Source organism: Pseudomonas sp. 2848 (assembly GCF_003253945.1).
Taxonomy (GTDB): domain Bacteria; phylum Pseudomonadota; class Gammaproteobacteria; order Pseudomonadales; family Pseudomonadaceae; genus Aquipseudomonas.
In genome coordinates, this window is record NZ_QKZD01000019.1 from 61,512 (window position 1) to 79,680 (window position 18,169).

Below are 18,169 nucleotides of genomic sequence, written 5' to 3' on the forward strand. Positions count from 1 at the left end.
TGAAAAAGCCCGGCACAAGGCCGGGCTTCTTCATTTCAGGCGTCTGCCAATCAGTTGCCGTACACCGGCAGCTTCTTGCAGATGGCCTTGACCTTCTCACGTACGGCGTCGATCACCGCTTCGTTGTTCAGGTCAGCCAGGATGTCGCAGATCCAGCCGGCCAGTTCGCGGCACTCGGCTTCCTTGAAGCCACGGGTGGTGACGGCTGGGGTGCCGAAACGCAGGCCCGAAGTGACGAACGGCGAACGTGGGTCGTTCGGCACCGAGTTCTTGTTGACGGTGATGAAGGCCTTGCCCAGGGCGGCGTCGGCGTCCTTACCGGAGATTTCCTGCTTGATCAGCGACAGCAGGAACAGGTGGTTCTCGGTGCCGCCGGAGACGACGTCGAAGCCACGCTCAATGAACACGCTGGCCATGGCCTGGGCGTTTTTCACGACCTGCTGCTGGTAGGCCTTGAACTCAGGCTGCAGGGCTTCCTTGAAGCAGATCGCCTTGGCGGCGATGACGTGCTCCAGCGGGCCGCCTTGGGCGCCCGGGAAGACGGCGGAGTTCAGCTTCTTCTCGATGTCGGCGTTGGCACGGGCCAGGATCAGGCCGCCACGTGGACCGCGCAGGGTCTTGTGGGTGGTGGTGGTGACCACGTCGGCGAACGGTACAGGGTTCGGGTATACGCCAGCGGCGACCAGGCCGGCCACGTGGGCCATGTCGACGAACAGGTAGGCACCGACCTTGTCGGCGATTTCGCGGAAGCGTGGGAAATCCAGCACTTGCGAGTAGGCGGAGAAGCCGGCAACGATCATCTTCGGCTTGTGCTCGACAGCCAGGCGCTCGACTTCGTCGTAGTCGATCAGGCCGTTGGCGTCGATGCCGTACTGGATGGCGTTGTACAGCTTGCCCGAGGAGGAAACGCTGGCACCGTGGGTCAGGTGGCCGCCGTGGGCCAGGCTCATGCCCAGGATAGTGTCACCGGCCGACAGCAGGGCCAGGTAGACGGCGGCGTTGGCCTGGGAACCGGCGTGCGGCTGTACGTTGGCGTAGTCGGCGCCGAACAGCTCCTTGGCACGGTCGATGGCCAGTTGCTCGACGACGTCGACGTACTCGCAACCACCGTAGTAGCGCTTGCCTGGGTAGCCTTCGGCGTACTTGTTGGTCAGAACCGAACCCTGGGCCTCCATGACCGCCGGGCTGGTGTAGTTTTCCGAAGCGATCAGCTCGATATGCTCTTCCTGGCGCAGGGCTTCTTGCTGCATGGCTTCGAAGAGCTCGGCGTCGTACTTGGCAATGGTCAAATCACGGCTGAACATGGCGGTCCTCAAGGATCGGGCAGAATTGGGGGAGCATTCTAACCGATTGATTCGCCGCTGGCATATGAAGTGGCATCAAGTCGCGGACCAATGGGCTTCATGTTGCAGGCCGCGTGGCGACTGGGCTGGAGTTGACTTCTAGGTCCGGTTTTTTCCAGGCTGTTAAGAGGTCTGCGTGGGGGCGAAGGGCCCGCGCAGCGACTACTGGAACATGAACAACGTCTCGTTGCTGAACTGTGCCTCGAACTGGTTGGCCGGCATAGGCCGGCCGAACAGGTAGCCCTGCACCTCGTCGCAACCGTGCTCGCGCAGGAACTCCAGCTGCTCGTGGGTCTCAACCCCTTCGGCGATTACCGCGAGGTTGAGGCTGTGGGCCATGGCAATGATCGCCCGGGCGATCTGCGCGTCCTGCTCGCCTTCGGGCAGGCCATCGACGAAGGTACGGTCGATCTTCAGCACGTCGATGGGGAACTGCTTGAGGTAGTTGAGCGACGAGTAGCCGGTGCCGAAGTCGTCGACCGCGATGCTCAGGCCCAGGTTCTTCAGGCTGTCGAGGATCTGCATGGCCTCGTTGACCTCGCGCATCAGGATGCTTTCGGTCAGTTCCAGCTCCAGGCACGCTGGCGGCAGCCCGGTTTCATCGAGGATGGTGGCGATGCGCGTGCCCAGCTGGCCGTCGGAGAACTGCCGGGCGGAAATGTTCACCGACACCTTGGGTACCCGCACTTTCTGCTGGTGCCAGGCCTTGAGCTGGCGCGAGGCCTCGCGCAGCACCCAGTCACCGACGTCGACCACCAGGCCCAGTTCCTCGATCACCGGGATGAAGTCGCCCGGCGGCACCAGGCCGCGGGTTGGGTGACGCCAGCGCAGCAGCGCCTCGGCTCCGGTCAGGCGTTTGCCGTCGCCGCTGAACTGCGGCTGGTAATAGAGGATGAACTCGTTCTGCTCCAGGGCATGGCGCAGGTCGCTCTCCAGCTCCAGGCGCTCCAGGGCGCTGGCGTTCATGTCCGCCTGGTAGAACTGGAAGTTGTTCTTGCCGCGCTCCTTGGCGTGGTACATGGCCGTGTCGGCGTTCTTCATCAGCTGGCTGAGCTCGCTGCCATCCTGGGGGCTCAGGGCGATGCCGATACTGGCGGTGACGAAGAATTCGCGGTTTTCCAGGACGAACGGAGTGACCAGCCCGTCGAGGATGTGCTCGGCGACATGGATGGCGCGGTTGAGCGCCTGCTCGCGGCTGGCCTTGGGCTGCAGCAGCAGGGTGAATTCGTCGCCGCCCATGCGCGCCACTGTGTCGTCGTCGTCGACGCAGGCCAGCAGGCGCTCGGCCATGTCCTTGAGCATGCGATCGCCCGCCGCATGGCCAAGGGAGTCGTTGATCGGCTTGAAGCGGTCGAGGTCGAGGAACATCAGCACTACCCAGCCCTTCTGCCGCTCGGCCTGTTGCAGGGCCGTGTACAGGCGGTCCTGGAACAACGTGCGGTTGGGCAGGTGGGTGAGGGCGTCGTAGTAGGCCAGGCGGTGGATGCGCTGCTCGCTGGCCTTGCGTTCGCTGATGTCGGTGAAGAAGCACACATAGCTGGCCAGGTCGCCTTCATCGTCGAGCACCGCAGTGATGCCTACCCACGCCGGATAGTGCTCGCCGTTGCGCCGCTTCAGCCAGACCTCGCCTTCCCAGCTGCCGCGCTGGCTCAGTTGCTTGAGCACGTAGCCTTGCTGGGCGTTCTGTTGCTGCTCGACGGTGAGCATGCCGGGGAGCTGGTCGAGCACCTCGGCCACGGCATAGCCGCTGACGCGGGTGAACGCTTCGTTAGCCTGGACGATATAGCCGGCCGGGTCGGTGATGAGGATCGCCGAGGTGGAGTGCTCGAACACGGTCGCGGCCATGCGCAGGTCTTTTTCGGCCCGGCGTTGCTGGCTGATGTCGCGGCCCACGCCGAGCACCCCCTCGAAGCGCTCGTGTTCGTCCCACACCAGCACCAGGCGCAGCTCGATGGGGATCTTGCGGCCGTCGGCGCGCAGGCAGTCGAACAGGAACAACTGCGTGGGCAGGGTGCTGCGTAACTGGGCCAATTGCGTGCTGTCGTCCAGCACCTGGCTGACGCGCTCGAGCAGGTTGTAGACACCGCTGAGCTGGGCCGGGTTGGCAATGATCGACTGCCAGCCGTTGGCGAAGATCCAGTCGGCCTGGTAGCCCAGCACCGCCTGCACCGAAGGGCTGACATAGTTGAGCTGCAGCTGGCTGTCGGTGGAGAAGATCACGTCGCTGATGCTCTCGGCGAGCATGCGGTAGCGCTGTTCGCTGTCGCGCAGGGACTCGCTGGCCTCGATCTGCACGGTGACATCCTTGCCCACGCCGATGATGCGCGTGACCAGGCCTTCACTGTCGCGGGTCAGCACCTGCTCGCGGATGTCGTAGCAACGCCAGCCGCCATCGCGGTGGCGGAAGCGCAGCTGGCAGTGCAGTGACTGGCCGTAGCCGGTGTCACGCTGCTGCTGGCGCAGGTCGCGGTAGTGCTCGGCGTCGCCGGGATGCAGGAGCATCTCCCAGAAGCGGTCGCCCATCTGCGCCAGTTCCGCGCGGTCGTAACCCAGGGTCTGGCCAAGGTGGCGGTTGCTGAAGATCATCCGCTGGCTGTCAACGTCCTGCACGTAGAGTTGGTCGGGCACGGTGCGTACCACGTCCGACCAGAAGCCCTCGCGTTCGAGCAGCGACAGCTCCACCTGCTTGCGGCTGGTGATGTCGCTGATGCTCAGGATCACTGCCTGGTAGTCGCGACGCTGCTGTGGCAGGCGGGCCATCAGCCACAAGTGCAGTTCGCCGCCCAGCGGGGCCGGCAGGCGCACCTCCAGTTCGAGCTGCGGGCGCTCTTCGATCAACGCGTCGATCAACTGCATGCCGACACTGTCGCGGCCGTCGCCACTGCCATCGATCAGGCGCTGCCAGGCGCCTTCGTGGCAGTCGACGTTGAGCAGTTGGCGGGCCACCTGGTTGATCTCGGTGATCTTCAGCTCCGTGAGCAGCGAGCGGCGCAGCTTGGTGTCCAGGGCCAGGCTCTGCTTGAGCGCGGCGCGGTTGCGCAGGTGGTAGCGGTCGAGTTGCCCCGGTAGGCTCGAAAGATCGAGCACGCACAGGGCCACGCCGGTGCCCTCGAAGATTTCCTGGTAACGCCGGCGGTCTTCCTGCAAGGCGCGTTGGCGGCGGCGCATGTTGATCAGCGCCAGCACCGGCAGCAGTGCGCAGAACAGCACCAGCACGCATTTGCCGAGCAGCGCCGGGAGCAGCCTGTCGCGGGCCAGGCCGGCATCGAACAGGCCACGCAGTTGCCAGGTGCTGTTGTCGATGAAGGCAAGCATCACGCTTTGCAGAGGCTCTTCGCTGGTCTGCCGGTCCCCATGGCGCTCGATGACCGCGCCGCTGCGGCTGTTTTCCAGCAGCCACAAGGGATGGGTGGGGCCGTCAAGATGACGGGTCAGCTCCTGGTAGTAGTCGGGGCTCAGGCGCAGCAACCAGTAGCCGCGGTCTTGCTCGGTCGGCTGGCGCAGCAGCAGGTAGACCCGCTGATTGTCGGCATCGTTGCCATAGAAAAATGCACGGCCCTGGTTCAGTTGCAACAGGTCGTCAATCAGCTGACGGTCGGGTGAGCCAGCGAGGGTGTCACTGCGCACCTGCCCGGTGGCGTCAAGCCAGGCCAGGTCGCGCAGGGCCGGCAGGCGGGCCTGCAAGGTGGCGAGCAGGCTTGGCAGGGCGGCAGGCGCCGGAGGTTTGACGTAGGGCTGGACCAGGTTCAACGATTGCTGGGCCTTCAGCGCCATGTTCAGGCTCAGGTGGTCGGCCAGTTCTGCGCTGGTGGCCAGGCTTTGCTGGCGCAGGTCGTCCTGGGTATGGCGGAACTGGGCGAACAGTTGCCATAGCAGCAGACCCAGCAGAACCAGGGCGAGCAGGGCCAAAGCCCCCTTGAGCGAGCCACGCAGGTGTGTGCCGGCCGTGGAATCGGCAGGACGCAGGGATGACGGTTGCGTGAGATTGGTCAAGCGTTGGGTCCTGCGATTGGGCTGACGATGGCAGGGGTTGCGTTCTCGCGGCATGCACGGCCCGTGCCGTGGTTGCTGGGCGCACTATAAGACGCATGCGGGAAGCCGACTAGCATGCCTTCAAATATGGCAAAGTGCCAGTCCGCATGTCCGATGCCGGGCGGCAGTTGGTCATGCCGGTTCGGCAAGTCCCTGCAACCTGTGCGAGAATGCCGCCCGCTTCATAGTCAACGCATCGGAGATGTACGGTTTTGGTTACCCACTATTCCACCAATGGCCTCGATTCCGCCTGCGGGCGTAGCAGTGAGACGCTGGTCAGCACTGCCGTGGCCGAGGACGTATCCTGCAAGACCTGCCAGCGCTCGCTGGCCAAGCCGGACGCGGCTGCCGCCAGTGCCAACAAGACGCCGTCGCTGGCCGAATTGCGCAAATCGGCCAAGGCTGCCGCCGAGCCGGTCGCACAGGTTGCCGCTCAACCCGCCGCCAAGCCCACTGCCGCGCCTGCCAAGGCCGTGAGCAAGCCGGCTGGCAAACCTGCCCGCAGTGGCGGCTTCAGCGTCAAGTCCGCCTGGGCCGCGCGCCTGGCCGAGCAGTCGGACCGTTGCCGCCTGCCACGTGGCAAGGCCAGGCAGTCGCACGTCTGAGCCCGCGCCAAGCCCGCCCCACCCGTGCCGGCGTGGGCGCGGGCTTGCCCCGCGAAGGCCGCCGAGCGGTCCCGCCATCTACCTCATCTGTGCAACGCCGCGACTTGGCGTAGAATGGCCCACTTTGTTCAATGACCCCGTAATCACATCCCCTGGCCAATGCCGGGGCGCGTGTCTTTACCTATCTGATAGAGGGCTTGGTTTTGGCTCAATACGTCTACACCATGCATCGGCTGAGCAAGGTCGTGCCGCCGAAGCGGGAAATTCTCAAGAACATTTCCCTGTCGTTCTTCCCAGGTGCCAAGATCGGCGTGCTGGGCCTGAACGGCGCTGGTAAATCGACCCTGCTGCGGATCATGGCGGGCGTCGACAAGGAATTCGACGGCGAAGCCCGTCCGATGCCCGACATCAACGTCGGCTACCTGCCCCAGGAGCCGCAGCTGGATCCGAGCAAGACCGTGCGTGAAGTGGTCGAGGAAGCGGTCAGCGTGATCAAGGACGCCCAGGCTCGCCTGGACGAGGTTTACGCCGCCTATGCCGACCCGGATGCCGACTTCGACAAGCTGGCCGCTGAACAGGCCAAGCTCGAGGCCATCCTGCAGGCCGCCGACGGCCACAACCTCGAGCGCCAGCTGGACGTCGCCGCCGATGCCCTGCGCCTGCCGGCTTGGGAGGCGAAGATCGAGCACCTGTCCGGTGGCGAGAAGCGCCGCGTGGCCCTGTGCCGTCTGCTGCTGTCGGCCCCCGACATGCTGCTGCTGGACGAACCGACCAACCACCTGGACGCCGACTCGGTAGCCTGGCTGGAGCGCTTCCTGCACGACTTCCCCGGCACCGTGGTGGCGATCACCCACGACCGTTACTTCCTCGACAACGTCGCCGGCTGGATCCTCGAGCTGGACCGCGGCGCCGGCATCCCGTACGAAGGCAACTATTCGGGCTGGCTGGAAGCCAAGTCGGACCGTCTGGCGCAGGAATCCAAGCAGCAGAGCGCCCACGAGAAGGCCATGAAAGAGGAACTGGAGTGGGTGCGCAAAGGCGCCAAGGCCCGCCAGTCCAAGTCCAAGGCCCGTCTGCAGCGCTTCGAAGAGATGCAGTCGCAGGAATTCCAGAAGCGCAGCGAGACCAACGAGATCTACATCCCGGCAGGTCCGCGCCTGGGCGACAAGGTCATCGAGTTCAAGAACGTCACCAAGGGCTATGGCGATCGCGTATTGATCGACAACCTGTCGTTCGCCATGCCCAAGGGCGCCATCGTCGGCGTGATCGGTGGTAACGGTGCCGGTAAATCGACCCTGTTCCGCATGCTGATGGGCAAGGAACAGCCGGACTCGGGCAGCATCGAGATCGGTGAAACCGTGCAGTTGGCCTGCGTCGACCAGAGCCGCGAGGACCTGGACGGCAGCAAGACCGTGTTCCAGCAGATCTCCGACGGCTCCGACCAGATCCGCATCGGCAGCTACGAGATCCCGTCGCGTACCTACGTCGGCCGCTTCAACTTCAAGGGCGGCGACCAGCAGAAGTTCGTCAAGGACCTCTCCGGTGGTGAGCGTGGCCGCCTGCACCTGGCCCTGACCTTGAAGGAGGGCGGCAACGTCCTGCTGCTCGACGAACCGTCCAACGACCTCGACGTCGAAACCCTGCGCTCGCTGGAGGAAGCCCTGCTGGACTTCCCGGGCGCCGCCATCGTGATTTCCCACGACCGTTGGTTCCTGGACCGTGTGGCCACTCACATCCTGGCGTACGAAGACGACTCAAGCGTGGTGTTCTTCGAAGGCAACTACACCGAGTACGAAGCCGATCGCAAGAAGCGCCTGGGCGATGCTGCTGCCCAGCCGCACCGCGTGCGTCACAAGAAACTGGCCCAGTAAGCCGGTTTTCGCTGCACAACGATGGGGCCCTCAGGGGCCCCATTTTTGTGCCTGGCTTTCAGGGATGAGGAGGGCTGCGTGGGAGCGGGCTTGCCCCGCGATTGCGACGTTACAGGAGATCGAGGAGCGGGTTTTCTCTCACAAATACGCCCAGAAAACTTGTATACAGTTATAGAAAACGCACCAATTAATTTCATAAAAACGACATTGCGCCCTGTTCCAGTGCGATTGGTTCTTGGTACATTCCCGAAAAAACCAAAAACAATCCCTCTCTTGGTGAGATGTCTACCATGATCGAATCTGTCGACGATTTCCTGGCCCGACTGCAACAGCGCGATCCGGCCCAGCCCGAATTCCACCAGGCCGTTGAGGAGGTGCTGCGCAGCCTGTGGCCTTTCCTCGAAGCCAACCCTCACTACCTGCAGGCAGGTATTCTCGAACGCATGGTCGAACCCGAGCGCGCCGTGCTGTTCCGGGTGTCGTGGGTCGATGACCAGGGCAAGGTCCAGGTCAACCGCGGCTACCGCATCCAGATGAGCAGCGCCATCGGCCCGTACAAGGGCGGCCTGCGCTTCCACCCGTCGGTCAACCTGGGCGTGCTCAAGTTCCTGGCCTTCGAGCAGGTGTTCAAGAATTCGCTGACCTCGCTGCCCATGGGCGGCGGCAAAGGCGGCTCGGACTTCGACCCGAAGGGCAAGAGCGACGCCGAAGTGATGCGCTTCTGCCAGGCGTTCATGAGCGAGCTGTATCGTCACATTGGCGCCGACCTGGACGTGCCTGCGGGTGACATCGGCGTCGGTGCCCGCGAGATCGGCTTCCTGTTCGGCCAGTACAAGCGCCTGGCCAACCAGTTCACTTCGGTGCTGACCGGCAAGGGCATGACCTACGGCGGCAGCCTGATCCGCCCGGAGGCCACCGGCTACGGCTGCGTGTACTTCGCCGAAGAGATGCTCAAGCGCCGCGACCAGCGCATCGACGGTCGCCGCGTGGCGATCTCAGGTTCCGGTAACGTCGCCCAGTACGCGGCGCGCAAGGTCATGGACCTGGGCGGCAAGGTGATCTCGCTGTCCGATTCCGAAGGCACGCTGTACGCCGAAACCGGCCTGACCGACGCCCAGTGGGAGGCCGTGATGGAGCTGAAGAACGTCAAGCGCGGCCGCATCAGCGAGCTGGCCGAGCAGTTCGGCCTGGAGTTCCGCAAAGGCCAGACACCCTGGAGCCTGGCATGCGATATCGCCCTGCCGTGCGCAACGCAGAACGAACTGGGCGGCGAAGACGCCCGTACCCTGCTGCGCAATGGCTGCATCTGTGTAGCCGAAGGGGCCAACATGCCGACCACCCTGGAGGCTGTGGATATCTTCATCGAGGCCGGCATCCTGTACGCGCCGGGCAAGGCGTCCAATGCCGGCGGCGTGGCCGTGTCTGGCCTGGAGATGTCGCAGAACGCCATGCGCCTGCTGTGGACGGCCGGGGAGGTGGACAGCAAGCTGCACCACATCATGCAGTCGATTCACCATGCCTGCGTGCACTATGGCGAAGAGGCCGATGGCAGCATCAACTACGTCAAGGGCGCCAACATCGCCGGCTTCGTCAAGGTAGCTGACGCGATGCTGGCCCAGGGCGTGGTCTGATTCGATAACTTGGGGCCGCTTCGCGCCGAAAGGGGCGCGAAGCGGCTGCGGTGATTTCAGCACTCACCCAGAATGGCCAGCACCTCGATCATCTGGTCCCCCGCCGGCCGTCGCCACAACACTTCATCCCCAGGCCCGGCCCCCAGAAGCGCCCGCCCCAGCGGCGAGCCCCAGTTGACCAACCCCTGGGCGGCATCGGCCTGATCCTCGCCCACCAGTTGCACCTGATGCTCCTGGTCATGCTCATCGACGAACCGCACCAGGCTGCCGATCTGCACTTTCTCCGTGGACGTTGCAGCAGGTACCACCTGCGCGCTCTGTACCCGGGCGGTGAAATAGCGCAGGTCACGCTCGGTATCGGCCAGCCGCTGCTTGTCGGTATCGCCCTCGGCCTGCAGCTCGGCGTGCAATGCATTGAGCGCGGCCACTCGCTGCTGCAACTGTGCCAGGCCGTTGGCGGTGACGTAGTTGGGCTGATCGCTGACCAGGCGCTCGACCGGCTGGCTGGCCTGGGCGGCGGCCTGGTCTTCATTGACGAATGCTCGGCTCATGGTTGGCCTCCTTGTGCTGGAGACCATGGTGGCAGGCTGCGGGTTTCAATAGTTGTCCGTTTGCGACGTCAATTGCGGCGATAGGCGCGTGCGGCGCCTTGATCCTTCTCTTGCTGCCAGTCGCGGTCACGCTCGTCCCAATAGCGTTCGCGATACTCGCGCAGGTCTTCGTTGGACTGCATGGCGTGGCACTGGCGAAAGCCGTCGTCCCAGCCGCTTTCGTACTGGCGGTTGTGCAGGTAGCGCGGGACATCCTTGCGAAAGTCCCCGGCCATCAGCCCGGCGGCCTGGCGACCGCTGCTGCAACCGTCCTGAAAGCCGTCGGCGTAGGCGGGCGGGTAGCCCTGGTTGACCATCTGTTCATGGGTGGTTTCGCAACCCGCCAGCAGCAAGAAGCACAAGCCTAACCAGTACCGCGACATGACCACAGGACCCTCGGATTGATACCGCAAAGTCTAGGTCGGGAATTGTTGGCACGATGTCAAAACGCTGTCGAAGGATTGCACCGGGACTGGGACCGCAAAGCGGCCCAGGTGCTCAGTACTGATACCACTTCAACTCCAGCATCACCTCGTTCTGCGCCGTGGCCAGGTGGCTGAACTGTCGCGAGGCACTCAACCGCAAGCCCAGGTCGCGGCTGATCTCCCACTGCTGGTTCAGGCTCACGCTGCGCCGCACTTCGCCGTTGGTGAAATAATCACCCTTTGCCTCAAGCGTCAGGTTGCCCAGCGGGTTGCGCCACAACAGCCCGCCGTTGAACCCGGCGGCGGGCGAGATGAATTCGGCGAAGTCGTTGTGATGCTCGACCCGCACCGTGCCCAGGGCAAAGCCCAGCAAGTCGTCACCCAGTTGCCAGGTGCCGCCGGCGCCGCCGTTGACATGGCTGACCAGCACCTCGTCGTCATGCTTGCCCGGCACGCGTTCCAGGCCACCGGCGACCTGCCACGACCAGGGCTTGAGCAGTTCGTTGCGCGGTGTCAGCGAGCGGATGGTGGCCAGGTCCAGGCGTTGTACCTGCCAGTCGTTGCCCTCGTATTGGCGCAGCTTGAGTTGCAGGATCTCGATCTGCGCGCCGAGGGGGAAACTGTCCATGTTGTCGTTGAGGTCGTGGTACGCCATGCGCAGGCCATACTCGGCGTAGGCGCGGTCCTCGCGGGTACCCACCCCCAGTTGCCAGGTGCGCGACTGGTGGCCGTCCTCCGGCAGGCCGGGCCGCTCGATCTGCAATGGCGGCGGCGGGTTGCGGTTGATCGCCCTGAGCAGTTCATAGCTGCGGCCGGCCTGGGCTGGATCGCGTTCCTGGCCATTGGCGCGGTAGCGTTCCAGGCGATAGGCGGCATCCTGCACCAGCGCCTGGCGGTCGCGGGGCAGGGCGGTGAAAGAGGGGCTTTGCAACTGCGCGGTGTCGGCGCTGATGGCCAGCACCTGCTGCTTTTCTTCATGGTCCAGCGGCTCGGCACGGGCCAGCAGTTCACGCTCGCGGGACGGGCGGTAGCGCACGTCCGCCACCAGCCCGGACTGTTTCACCGCCTTCACGGTGTCGGTAGGGATGGCGGTCAGCGGGAACTGCGAGGTCAGGTCCAGGCTGGGGCGTGCCACCTGCAACAGCTCCAGCAGACGATAGGAGCAGTTCTCGTCGAAGAAGAAATAGTCGAACTTGATCTGCTTGAGTTCCCACACATGCTCGACCATGCGCCCGGTCTCTTCGGGCGTCAGGTCCAGCTGGTACTCCCACAGGTCGCGGTTTTCCAGGCTGCGGTACTCGGACAGCTTTTCCTGGTAGGGCATCATCGCGAACAGCCCGGGATAGCCGCCCATCAGGCCTTTCCAGGCATAGAGGATGCTGTTGTCGCTGCCCTCGATGTAGGCGCCGAAGTTGATCGCGTAGCTCAGCAGCGTGGTGTCGTCACGCCGGGTATTGGACTGGTCGATGCGCAGCAGCGTATGGCCGAACATCGACGACGGGCTGTTGAGATAGGCCGCCGGGAAGATCAGCGCCGCGCTGTGCGGGTCGATCGACTTGTACCAGGTATCGAATTCCTGGCAGGCCGGGCTCGGCAGATCGGTGAGGGCCAGTTGTTCGCGCAGCCAGCGGGTCCGCGCGGGGAACACGCACTGGGCGTGCTTGTCGCCCAGGCTGGCCGGGGCATACAGCGCGGCGACCGTGGCCTGCAGCTCCTGATCCGGGTGGTGCGCGCCATCCTCGGCGAGAAAGAAGCGCGGGTCGTCCACATAGCTGCGCCAACCACCAAGCTTGGCAGTCTCGTAGTGTCCGAGGGCGATCCAGTATGGCGTGACCGCCAACTGCTGGACGCGGGCCGGGTCAAGCTGTGGGGTGGCATGAAGCGGTGCGCTGACAATCAGCGCCAGGGAAGCGAGGCGTTTGAGCATGTCGGGCAACTACATCCTGATGATGCCGAAGGTGAAGCGCCAAACCCGCCCCGGTACCGGGGCGGGAGGCGTGGTACTCAGGCCTCGGTGGCGTACTTGGCCAGTTGCGGATCGCTCTTGAGCACCGCCAGGGTGTTGGAGTGGACAGTCTCGGCAGTCACGTCGGCGCTGCTGAAGATCTGCTGGAAGTGCTCGTGGGTGACGGCGGCAAAATGCGCGCGGTCTTCAGGCGCCACACCGAGGACCACGGCGTAGGTAGTCAGGGCTTCGCCCTGGCCCTGGGCCATGTCTTCGGAGAGCTCGTTCATCATGCCGTTCATGGCGAACCAGGATTTGCCGCCATAGGTGAGTGCGGCCTTGGTCGAGCAGCCGTTGGTGCCCGAGGTCATGCCGAAGGTTGCGTTGCCGGAGGTGCCGTTGGTGGTGGAGGCCAGGAAGTGGGCCGGTGTGCCGCGCTGGCCCTCGAACAGCAGGTTGCCCCAGCCGCAGTTCGGGCCGCCTGGCGCTTCGGCCATGGCGTTGATCGAGACAGCGGCGAACAGAGTACCCAGAAGAATCCGTTTCATAGCGTTGTTCTCTTTCTCAAGTGACGTACCAATGGTCAGGGTTCTGGCAACGCGGTTGCCAGGGCGGGAGGATTTCCATCCCCCTGCGCAGCTTGGAGTTTAGGCACGATCCAAAGGTTGCGTTGTTTATTGCGAAAAATTGCTTGCGTGATTGCCTGGCTTGGGCTGTGACATAAAGTCCCACGGAGCCTTGCCGCTGCGCGCTGGCAGCGCCAGAATGCCTTTCATCCGCCCCGCCGAAGTAAGGAAACCCAATGCCCGATCCTGTCGCCTCGCGCCTGCGTCTCGCGCCAGAAGCCCTGACCCGGCGTTTCTCCGCTGAACAGTTTGCTTTTTCCAATACCGACGATCTGGAGCCGTTTCGTGGTGTGCTGGGCCAGGAGCGTGCCGTCGAGGCCCTGCAGTTCGGCGTGGCGATGCCGCGCCCCGGTTACAACGTGTATGTGATGGGCGAGCCCGGCACAGGCCGGTTCTCCTTCGTCAAGCGTTACCTCAAGGCCGAGGGCAAGCGCCAGCACACCCCGGCCGACTGGCTGTACGTCAACAACTTCGAGGACTCCCGCGAGCCACGCGCGCTGGAACTTCCGGCTGGCAGCGCCCAGGCGTTCCTCGCCGACATGAACGGCCTGATCGACAACCTGTTGGCCACGTTCCCGGCGGTGTTCGAGCACCCTTCCTACCAGCAGAAGAAGAGCGCCATCGACCGCGCCTTCAACCAGCGCTATGACCGGGCGCTGGACGTGATCGAGCGTGCCTCGCTGGAGAAGGACGTGGCGCTGTACCGCGACAGCAGCAATGTCGCCTTTACCCCCATGGCCGATGGCAAGGCGCTGGACGAAGCCGAATTCGCCCAACTGCCTGAGGAGTTGCGCGAGCGCTTCCACGACGATATCGCCGAACTCGAGGAGCGCCTGAACGAGGAGCTCTCCAGCCTGCCGCAATGGAAACGCGAATCGAACAACCAGTTGCGCCAGCTCAACGAGGAGACCATCACCCTCGCCCTGCAGCCGCTGCTGGCGCCGCTGTCGGAAAAGTACGCGGAAAACGCCGCGGTGTGCGCCTACCTGCAATCGCTGCAATTGAACCTGCTGCGCACCGTGGTCGAGCAACTGGTCGATGACAGCAAGACCGACGCGGTGGCGCGCAAGATGCTCGAGGAGCAGTACGCGCCCAACCTGGTGGTCGGCCACCCGGGCAAAGGTGGAGCTCCGGTGGTGTTCGAGCCGCATCCGACCTACGACAACCTGTTCGGTCGCATCGAATACAGCACCGACCAGGGGGCGCTGTACACCTCCTATCGCCAGCTTCGCGCCGGTGCGTTGCACCGCGCCAATGGCGGCTTCCTGATTCTTGAAGCCGAGAAGATGCTCGGTGAGCCCTTTGTCTGGGACGCGCTCAAGCGTGCCTTGCAGTCGCGCAAACTGAAGATGGAGTCGCCGCTGGGCGAACTGGGTCGTGTCGCCACCGTGAGCCTGACGCCGCAGGTGATCCCGCTCAGCGTCAAGCTGGTGATCATCGGCTCGCGCCAGCTGTACTACGCGCTGCAGGACCATGACCCGGATTTCCAGGAGATGTTCCGGGTGTTGGTGGACTTCGATGAAGACATGCCCATGGTCGACGAGAACCTGGAGCAGTTCGCCCAGTTGCTGCGCACCCGCACCAACGAGGAAGGCATGGCGCCGCTGACCAGCGATGCGGTGGCGCGCCTGGCCACCTACAGCGCGCGCCTGGCCGAGAACCAGTCGCGCTTGTCGGCCCGTATCGGCGACCTGTTCCAGCTGGTCAGCGAGGCCGACTTCATCCGCCAGCTGGCCAGCGAGAGCATGACCGACGCCGGCCACATCGAGCGGGCCCTCAAGGCCAAGGCCCAGCGCACCGGACGGGTGTCGCAGCGGGTGCTCGACGACATGCTCGCCGGGATCATCCTGATCGACACCGAAGGCGCGGCAATCGGCAAGTGCAACGGCTTGACCGTGCTCGAGGTCGGAGATTCGGCGTTCGGCATGCCGGCGCGGATTTCCGCCACCGTCTACCCGGGCGGCAGCGGCATCGTCGACATCGAGCGCGAGGTCAACCTGGGGCAGCCGATCCACTCCAAGGGTGTGATGATCCTCACCGGCTACCTGGGCAGCCGCTATGCCCAGGAATTCCCCCTGGCGATCTCGGCGAGCATCGCGTTGGAGCAGTCCTACGGCTACGTCGATGGTGACAGCGCCTCGCTGGGGGAGGCGTGCACGCTGATCTCGGCTTTGTCGCGCACCCCGCTCAAGCAGTGTTTCGCCATTACCGGTTCGATCAACCAGTTTGGCGAGGTGCAGGCGGTCGGTGGGGTCAACGAGAAGATCGAAGGCTTCTTCCGTCTTTGCGAAGCCCGTGGCCTGACCGGTGAGCAAGGGGTGATCATCCCGCGTGCCAACGTCGCCACGCTGATGCTCGATGAGCGGGTGGTGCAGGCGGTCGAGGCCGGTCGCTTCCATGTCTATGCCGTCAGCCAGGCCGACGAAGCCTTGAGCCTGCTGGTTGGCGAGGAGGCTGGTGAGATGGATGACAAGGGCGAGTTCGCCGAGGGTAGTGTCAACGCCCGGGTGGTCGAGCGCTTGCGGGTGATTGCCGAAATGATCAGCGAAGAAGAAATCAAGGAAGCCGAGAAAGAGCGCCTGGAGGAGGTCATCGCCCAGGCCAAGCCCGCTTAAGTCAATAAACTGGCGCTGGAGGCGAAGTGCTACCGTTCAGCGCCAGTTTTCCAACTTTCGCCTCGGCTCGGCTACAGTGGAACTTAAGGACGTTGTCAGGGTTCAGGATGGAAACAGCCTGATGGTTTCAGGCTGAACAGGGCTTTACAGAGGGGACGCCGCCATGCGCAACCTCAGCCTCACCCGCCAGTGCCTGGGCCTGGTGACCCGCATCGAATGCAGCATCCGCCCACTGGCCGGGGACAATGGCATGTGGACCTTGCTGTTCGCCGCCGGCATGGCCGGTGAACAACCCTCGGCGATCAAGGCCCAGGGCCCGTTCCACGGGCCGATGGTGGCCGAATCGGTGATGAACGCCATCGTCGACAGCCTCACGCTCCATGGCTATCAGGTCGCTGAAGATCCGCAGATCTGGTGCCTGCACCTGCAGGCGCAGTTGCGCCGGATCAATGGTGAACGTTGCCGGAACCTTGGGGATTATCAGTTCCATCCCGAAACCTGACCCAATGATCGCATCGCCAGCAAGCTCCCACACACCTGACCTGTGGGAGCCGGCTTGCTGGCGATAGGGTATCGAGGATGTATCGGGCCTGCGGCAACTGACCGCAGGCTTTTGCTGTCACAGGTGGCTGGATATACTCGCGCTCGCTTTTCCAGTCACTTCAGAGTCCCTTATTGTCCATGGAACGTATCCTTGAAAACGCGATGTATGCCTCGCGCTGGCTGCTCGCCCCGATCTACTTCGGCCTCTCGCTGGGCCTGCTGGCACTGGCCCTGAAGTTCTTCCAGGAAATCATCCATGTCCTGCCCAATGTCTTCACCCTCGCCGAAGCCGACCTGATCCTGGTGATCCTGTCACTGATCGACATGTCGCTGGTTGGCGGCCTGCTGGTAATGGTGATGATCTCCGGCTACGAGAACTTCGTCTCGCAGCTGGACATCGACGAGAGCAAGGAAAAGCTCAACTGGCTGGGCAAGATGGATTCCTCGTCGCTGAAGATGAAGGTCGCCGCGTCGATCGTTGCCATTTCCTCGATCCACCTGCTGCGGGTGTTCATGGATGCGCAGAACATCTCCACCGACTACCTGATGTGGTACGTGATCATCCACATGACCTTCGTCATTTCGGCATTCGTCATGGGTTACCTGGATCGCATCACCAAGCACTGATCCGTCTGCTCTCATCGCGGGCTTGCCCCGCGATGCTTTTCAGCTCCTGACGGATGGTGGCTTGTACTTTTAGCAGGTCTGTACAAAAAATGAGCACTCATGCGTGGTTCCCGCAGCGAGGTGCGCCCATGAACCTGCATCAGCTCAATACCGAGGCCAGGGCTGGCCATGTCGACGAACTCAACCTGATCGCCATCGAAGGCGGTGATTACCTGCTCGAGGCCCGGGTCAAGGGTCGCGCCCACCCACTCGACGACCCGCGTGGTCAACGCTTGCGCGTGCATTCGGTCGAGGATGCGCGCCTGCTTCTGCAATCGATCCCCCTGCTGTCGCTGAACCTGGTGCACTGGTCCGTGCAGGACGAGATGTGCGGCATGGGCACGCACCCGGAAGAAGACCTCAAAGTCCCGATTTCCCAGCGTTCGGCCTGGTAGCTGCTTCGCGCGGCGCCAGTGTGCTAGGCTGCTCGCCCTTTTCATCAGGGCGCGGATGCAGTGCGCCCTCAAGCGGAGCACGCCAATGTCCGAACTCATCCTGTCCACCGACGAATCCCGCGTCAGCTACGGCATCGGCCGTCAGCTGGGTGGCCAGCTGCGCGACAACCCGCCACCGGGCGTCAACCTGGACGCCATCGTCGCCGGCCTGACCGACGCCTTCAACGGCGCCGACAGCCGCGTCAGCGAAGAAGACCTGTCGGCGGCCTTCAAGGTCATCCGTGAAGTGATGCAGGCCGAAGCTGCTGCCAAGGCCGAAGCCGCCGCTGCCGCCGGCAAGGAATTCCTGGCTGACAACGCCAAGCGTGAAGGCATCGTGACCCTGGCCTCGGGCCTGCAGTACGAAGTGCTGACCGCAGGCGACGGCGCCAAGCCGTCCCGCGAAGACAACGTGCGTACTCACTACCACGGCACCCTGATCGACGGCACCGTGTTCGACAGCTCCTACGATCGTGGCCAGCCTGCCGAATTCCCGGTTGGCGGTGTGATTGCCGGCTGGACCGAGGCCCTGCAACTGATGAACGCCGGCAGCAAATGGCGCCTGTACGTGCCGAGCGAACTGGCCTACGGCGCCCAGGGCGTCGGCAGCATCCCGCCGCACAGCACCCTGGTGTTCGACGTCGAGCTGCTCGACGTTCTGTAATACCTTCGGGGCCGCTTTGCGGCCCATTCGCGGGCAAGCCCGCTTCCACAGGAACAGCACAAGACCTTAGGTCGTTGCGATCAGTGTGGGAGCAACTGTCTTGAGGGGATTTTTTTAGAAAGATCCTTTCAGACATAGCTTCGCCAGCGACTCCCTCCAGATGGAGTCGCTGGCGAAGC

General features: G+C 63.8%; 14 protein-coding genes. 8 read left to right on the forward strand and 6 right to left on the reverse strand.

Annotated features, from left to right (window positions below):
- Positions 1-50: 50 nt before the first annotated feature.
- Both glyA and DFS21_RS25350 read right to left on the reverse strand, forming a co-directional pair.
- Positions 51-1,304 (reverse strand): serine hydroxymethyltransferase, encoded by a 1,254-nt coding sequence (glyA, locus tag DFS21_RS25345; RefSeq protein ID WP_094010328.1) that lies wholly within the window; start codon positions 1,302-1,304, stop codon positions 51-53.
- A gap of 201 nt (positions 1,305-1,505) precedes the next feature.
- A complete protein-coding gene (locus DFS21_RS25350; RefSeq protein WP_110702491.1) occupies positions 1,506-5,336 on the reverse strand; it encodes a GGDEF and EAL domain-containing protein in 3,831 nt (1,276 codons plus the stop codon).
- A gap of 251 nt (positions 5,337-5,587) precedes the next feature.
- Here DFS21_RS25350 and DFS21_RS25355 point away from each other — a divergent pair, with 251 nt between their 5' ends.
- The 3 genes from DFS21_RS25355 to gdhA all read left to right on the forward strand — a co-directional run bounded on the left by DFS21_RS25355 (position 5,588) and on the right by gdhA (position 9,482).
- Positions 5,588-5,980, forward strand: a complete 393-nt coding sequence (locus DFS21_RS25355) for a hypothetical protein (protein ID WP_110702493.1) — start codon at positions 5,588-5,590, stop codon at positions 5,978-5,980.
- A gap of 203 nt (positions 5,981-6,183) precedes the next feature.
- Complete coding sequence (gene ettA, locus DFS21_RS25360; protein ID WP_038707327.1) at positions 6,184-7,851, forward strand: energy-dependent translational throttle protein EttA; 1,668 nt, start codon at positions 6,184-6,186, stop codon at positions 7,849-7,851.
- 290 nt (positions 7,852-8,141) lie between these two features.
- Entirely contained in the window at positions 8,142-9,482 is a 1,341-nt protein-coding gene (gdhA, locus tag DFS21_RS25365; protein WP_110702495.1) for an NADP-specific glutamate dehydrogenase, read from the forward strand.
- Between the two features lie 56 nt (positions 9,483-9,538).
- On the opposite strand, the gene DFS21_RS25370 is transcribed toward gdhA, so the two are convergent.
- The 4 genes from DFS21_RS25370 to DFS21_RS25385 all read right to left on the reverse strand — a co-directional run bounded on the left by DFS21_RS25370 (position 9,539) and on the right by DFS21_RS25385 (position 12,990).
- Positions 9,539-10,033, reverse strand: coding sequence for a GreA/GreB family elongation factor (locus DFS21_RS25370; RefSeq protein WP_102683868.1), 495 nt, complete (start codon positions 10,031-10,033; stop codon positions 9,539-9,541).
- A gap of 68 nt (positions 10,034-10,101) precedes the next feature.
- Positions 10,102-10,455: a hypothetical protein gene (locus tag DFS21_RS25375; RefSeq protein WP_102683867.1), complete on the reverse strand. Its 354-nt coding sequence runs from the start codon at positions 10,453-10,455 to the stop codon at positions 10,102-10,104.
- 115 nt (positions 10,456-10,570) lie between these two features.
- Positions 10,571-12,424: a DUF4105 domain-containing protein gene (locus DFS21_RS25380; RefSeq protein ID WP_111533396.1), complete on the reverse strand. Its 1,854-nt coding sequence runs from the start codon at positions 12,422-12,424 to the stop codon at positions 10,571-10,573.
- Positions 12,425-12,501: 77 nt separating this feature from the next.
- Complete coding sequence (locus tag DFS21_RS25385) at positions 12,502-12,990, reverse strand: DUF3015 domain-containing protein (RefSeq protein WP_023630569.1); 489 nt, start codon at positions 12,988-12,990, stop codon at positions 12,502-12,504.
- A gap of 254 nt (positions 12,991-13,244) precedes the next feature.
- On the opposite strand from DFS21_RS25385, the gene DFS21_RS25390 reads away from it, so the two are divergent.
- The 5 genes from DFS21_RS25390 to DFS21_RS25410 all read left to right on the forward strand — a co-directional run bounded on the left by DFS21_RS25390 (position 13,245) and on the right by DFS21_RS25410 (position 17,990).
- Positions 13,245-15,683, forward strand: a complete 2,439-nt coding sequence (locus DFS21_RS25390; RefSeq protein ID WP_110702501.1) for a Lon protease family protein — start codon at positions 13,245-13,247, stop codon at positions 15,681-15,683.
- 163 nt (positions 15,684-15,846) lie between these two features.
- Positions 15,847-16,185 (forward strand): hypothetical protein, encoded by a 339-nt coding sequence (locus tag DFS21_RS25395; RefSeq protein WP_023631147.1) that lies wholly within the window; start codon positions 15,847-15,849, stop codon positions 16,183-16,185.
- A 179-nt stretch (positions 16,186-16,364) separates the two neighbouring features.
- Positions 16,365-16,853, forward strand: a complete 489-nt coding sequence (locus tag DFS21_RS25400) for a TIGR00645 family protein (protein ID WP_023631146.1) — start codon at positions 16,365-16,367, stop codon at positions 16,851-16,853.
- Positions 16,854-16,981: 128 nt separating this feature from the next.
- Positions 16,982-17,287: a DUF6482 family protein gene (locus DFS21_RS25405; protein ID WP_046857188.1), complete on the forward strand. Its 306-nt coding sequence runs from the start codon at positions 16,982-16,984 to the stop codon at positions 17,285-17,287.
- Positions 17,288-17,372: 85 nt separating this feature from the next.
- Complete coding sequence (locus DFS21_RS25410) at positions 17,373-17,990, forward strand: FKBP-type peptidyl-prolyl cis-trans isomerase (protein WP_110702505.1); 618 nt, start codon at positions 17,373-17,375, stop codon at positions 17,988-17,990.
- Positions 17,991-18,169: the final 179 nt, after the last annotated feature.

Coding starts and splice junctions, on each gene's coding strand:
- DFS21_RS25410 (WP_110702505.1), top strand. CDS start 17,373: ATGTCCGAACTCATCCTGTCCACCGACGAATCCCGCGTCAGCTACGGC.
- DFS21_RS25385 (WP_023630569.1), bottom strand. CDS start 12,990: ATGAAACGGATTCTTCTGGGTACTCTGTTCGCCGCTGTCTCGATCAAC.
- DFS21_RS25375 (WP_102683867.1), bottom strand. CDS start 10,455: ATGTCGCGGTACTGGTTAGGCTTGTGCTTCTTGCTGCTGGCGGGTTGC.
- DFS21_RS25395 (WP_023631147.1), top strand. CDS start 15,847: ATGCGCAACCTCAGCCTCACCCGCCAGTGCCTGGGCCTGGTGACCCGC.
- gdhA (WP_110702495.1), top strand. CDS start 8,142: ATGATCGAATCTGTCGACGATTTCCTGGCCCGACTGCAACAGCGCGAT.
- DFS21_RS25370 (WP_102683868.1), bottom strand. CDS start 10,033: ATGAGCCGAGCATTCGTCAATGAAGACCAGGCCGCCGCCCAGGCCAGC.
- DFS21_RS25380 (WP_111533396.1), bottom strand. CDS start 12,424: ATGCTCAAACGCCTCGCTTCCCTGGCGCTGATTGTCAGCGCACCGCTT.
- DFS21_RS25400 (WP_023631146.1), top strand. CDS start 16,365: ATGGAACGTATCCTTGAAAACGCGATGTATGCCTCGCGCTGGCTGCTC.
- DFS21_RS25405 (WP_046857188.1), top strand. CDS start 16,982: ATGAACCTGCATCAGCTCAATACCGAGGCCAGGGCTGGCCATGTCGAC.
- DFS21_RS25390 (WP_110702501.1), top strand. CDS start 13,245: ATGCCCGATCCTGTCGCCTCGCGCCTGCGTCTCGCGCCAGAAGCCCTG.
- glyA (WP_094010328.1), bottom strand. CDS start 1,304: ATGTTCAGCCGTGATTTGACCATTGCCAAGTACGACGCCGAGCTCTTC.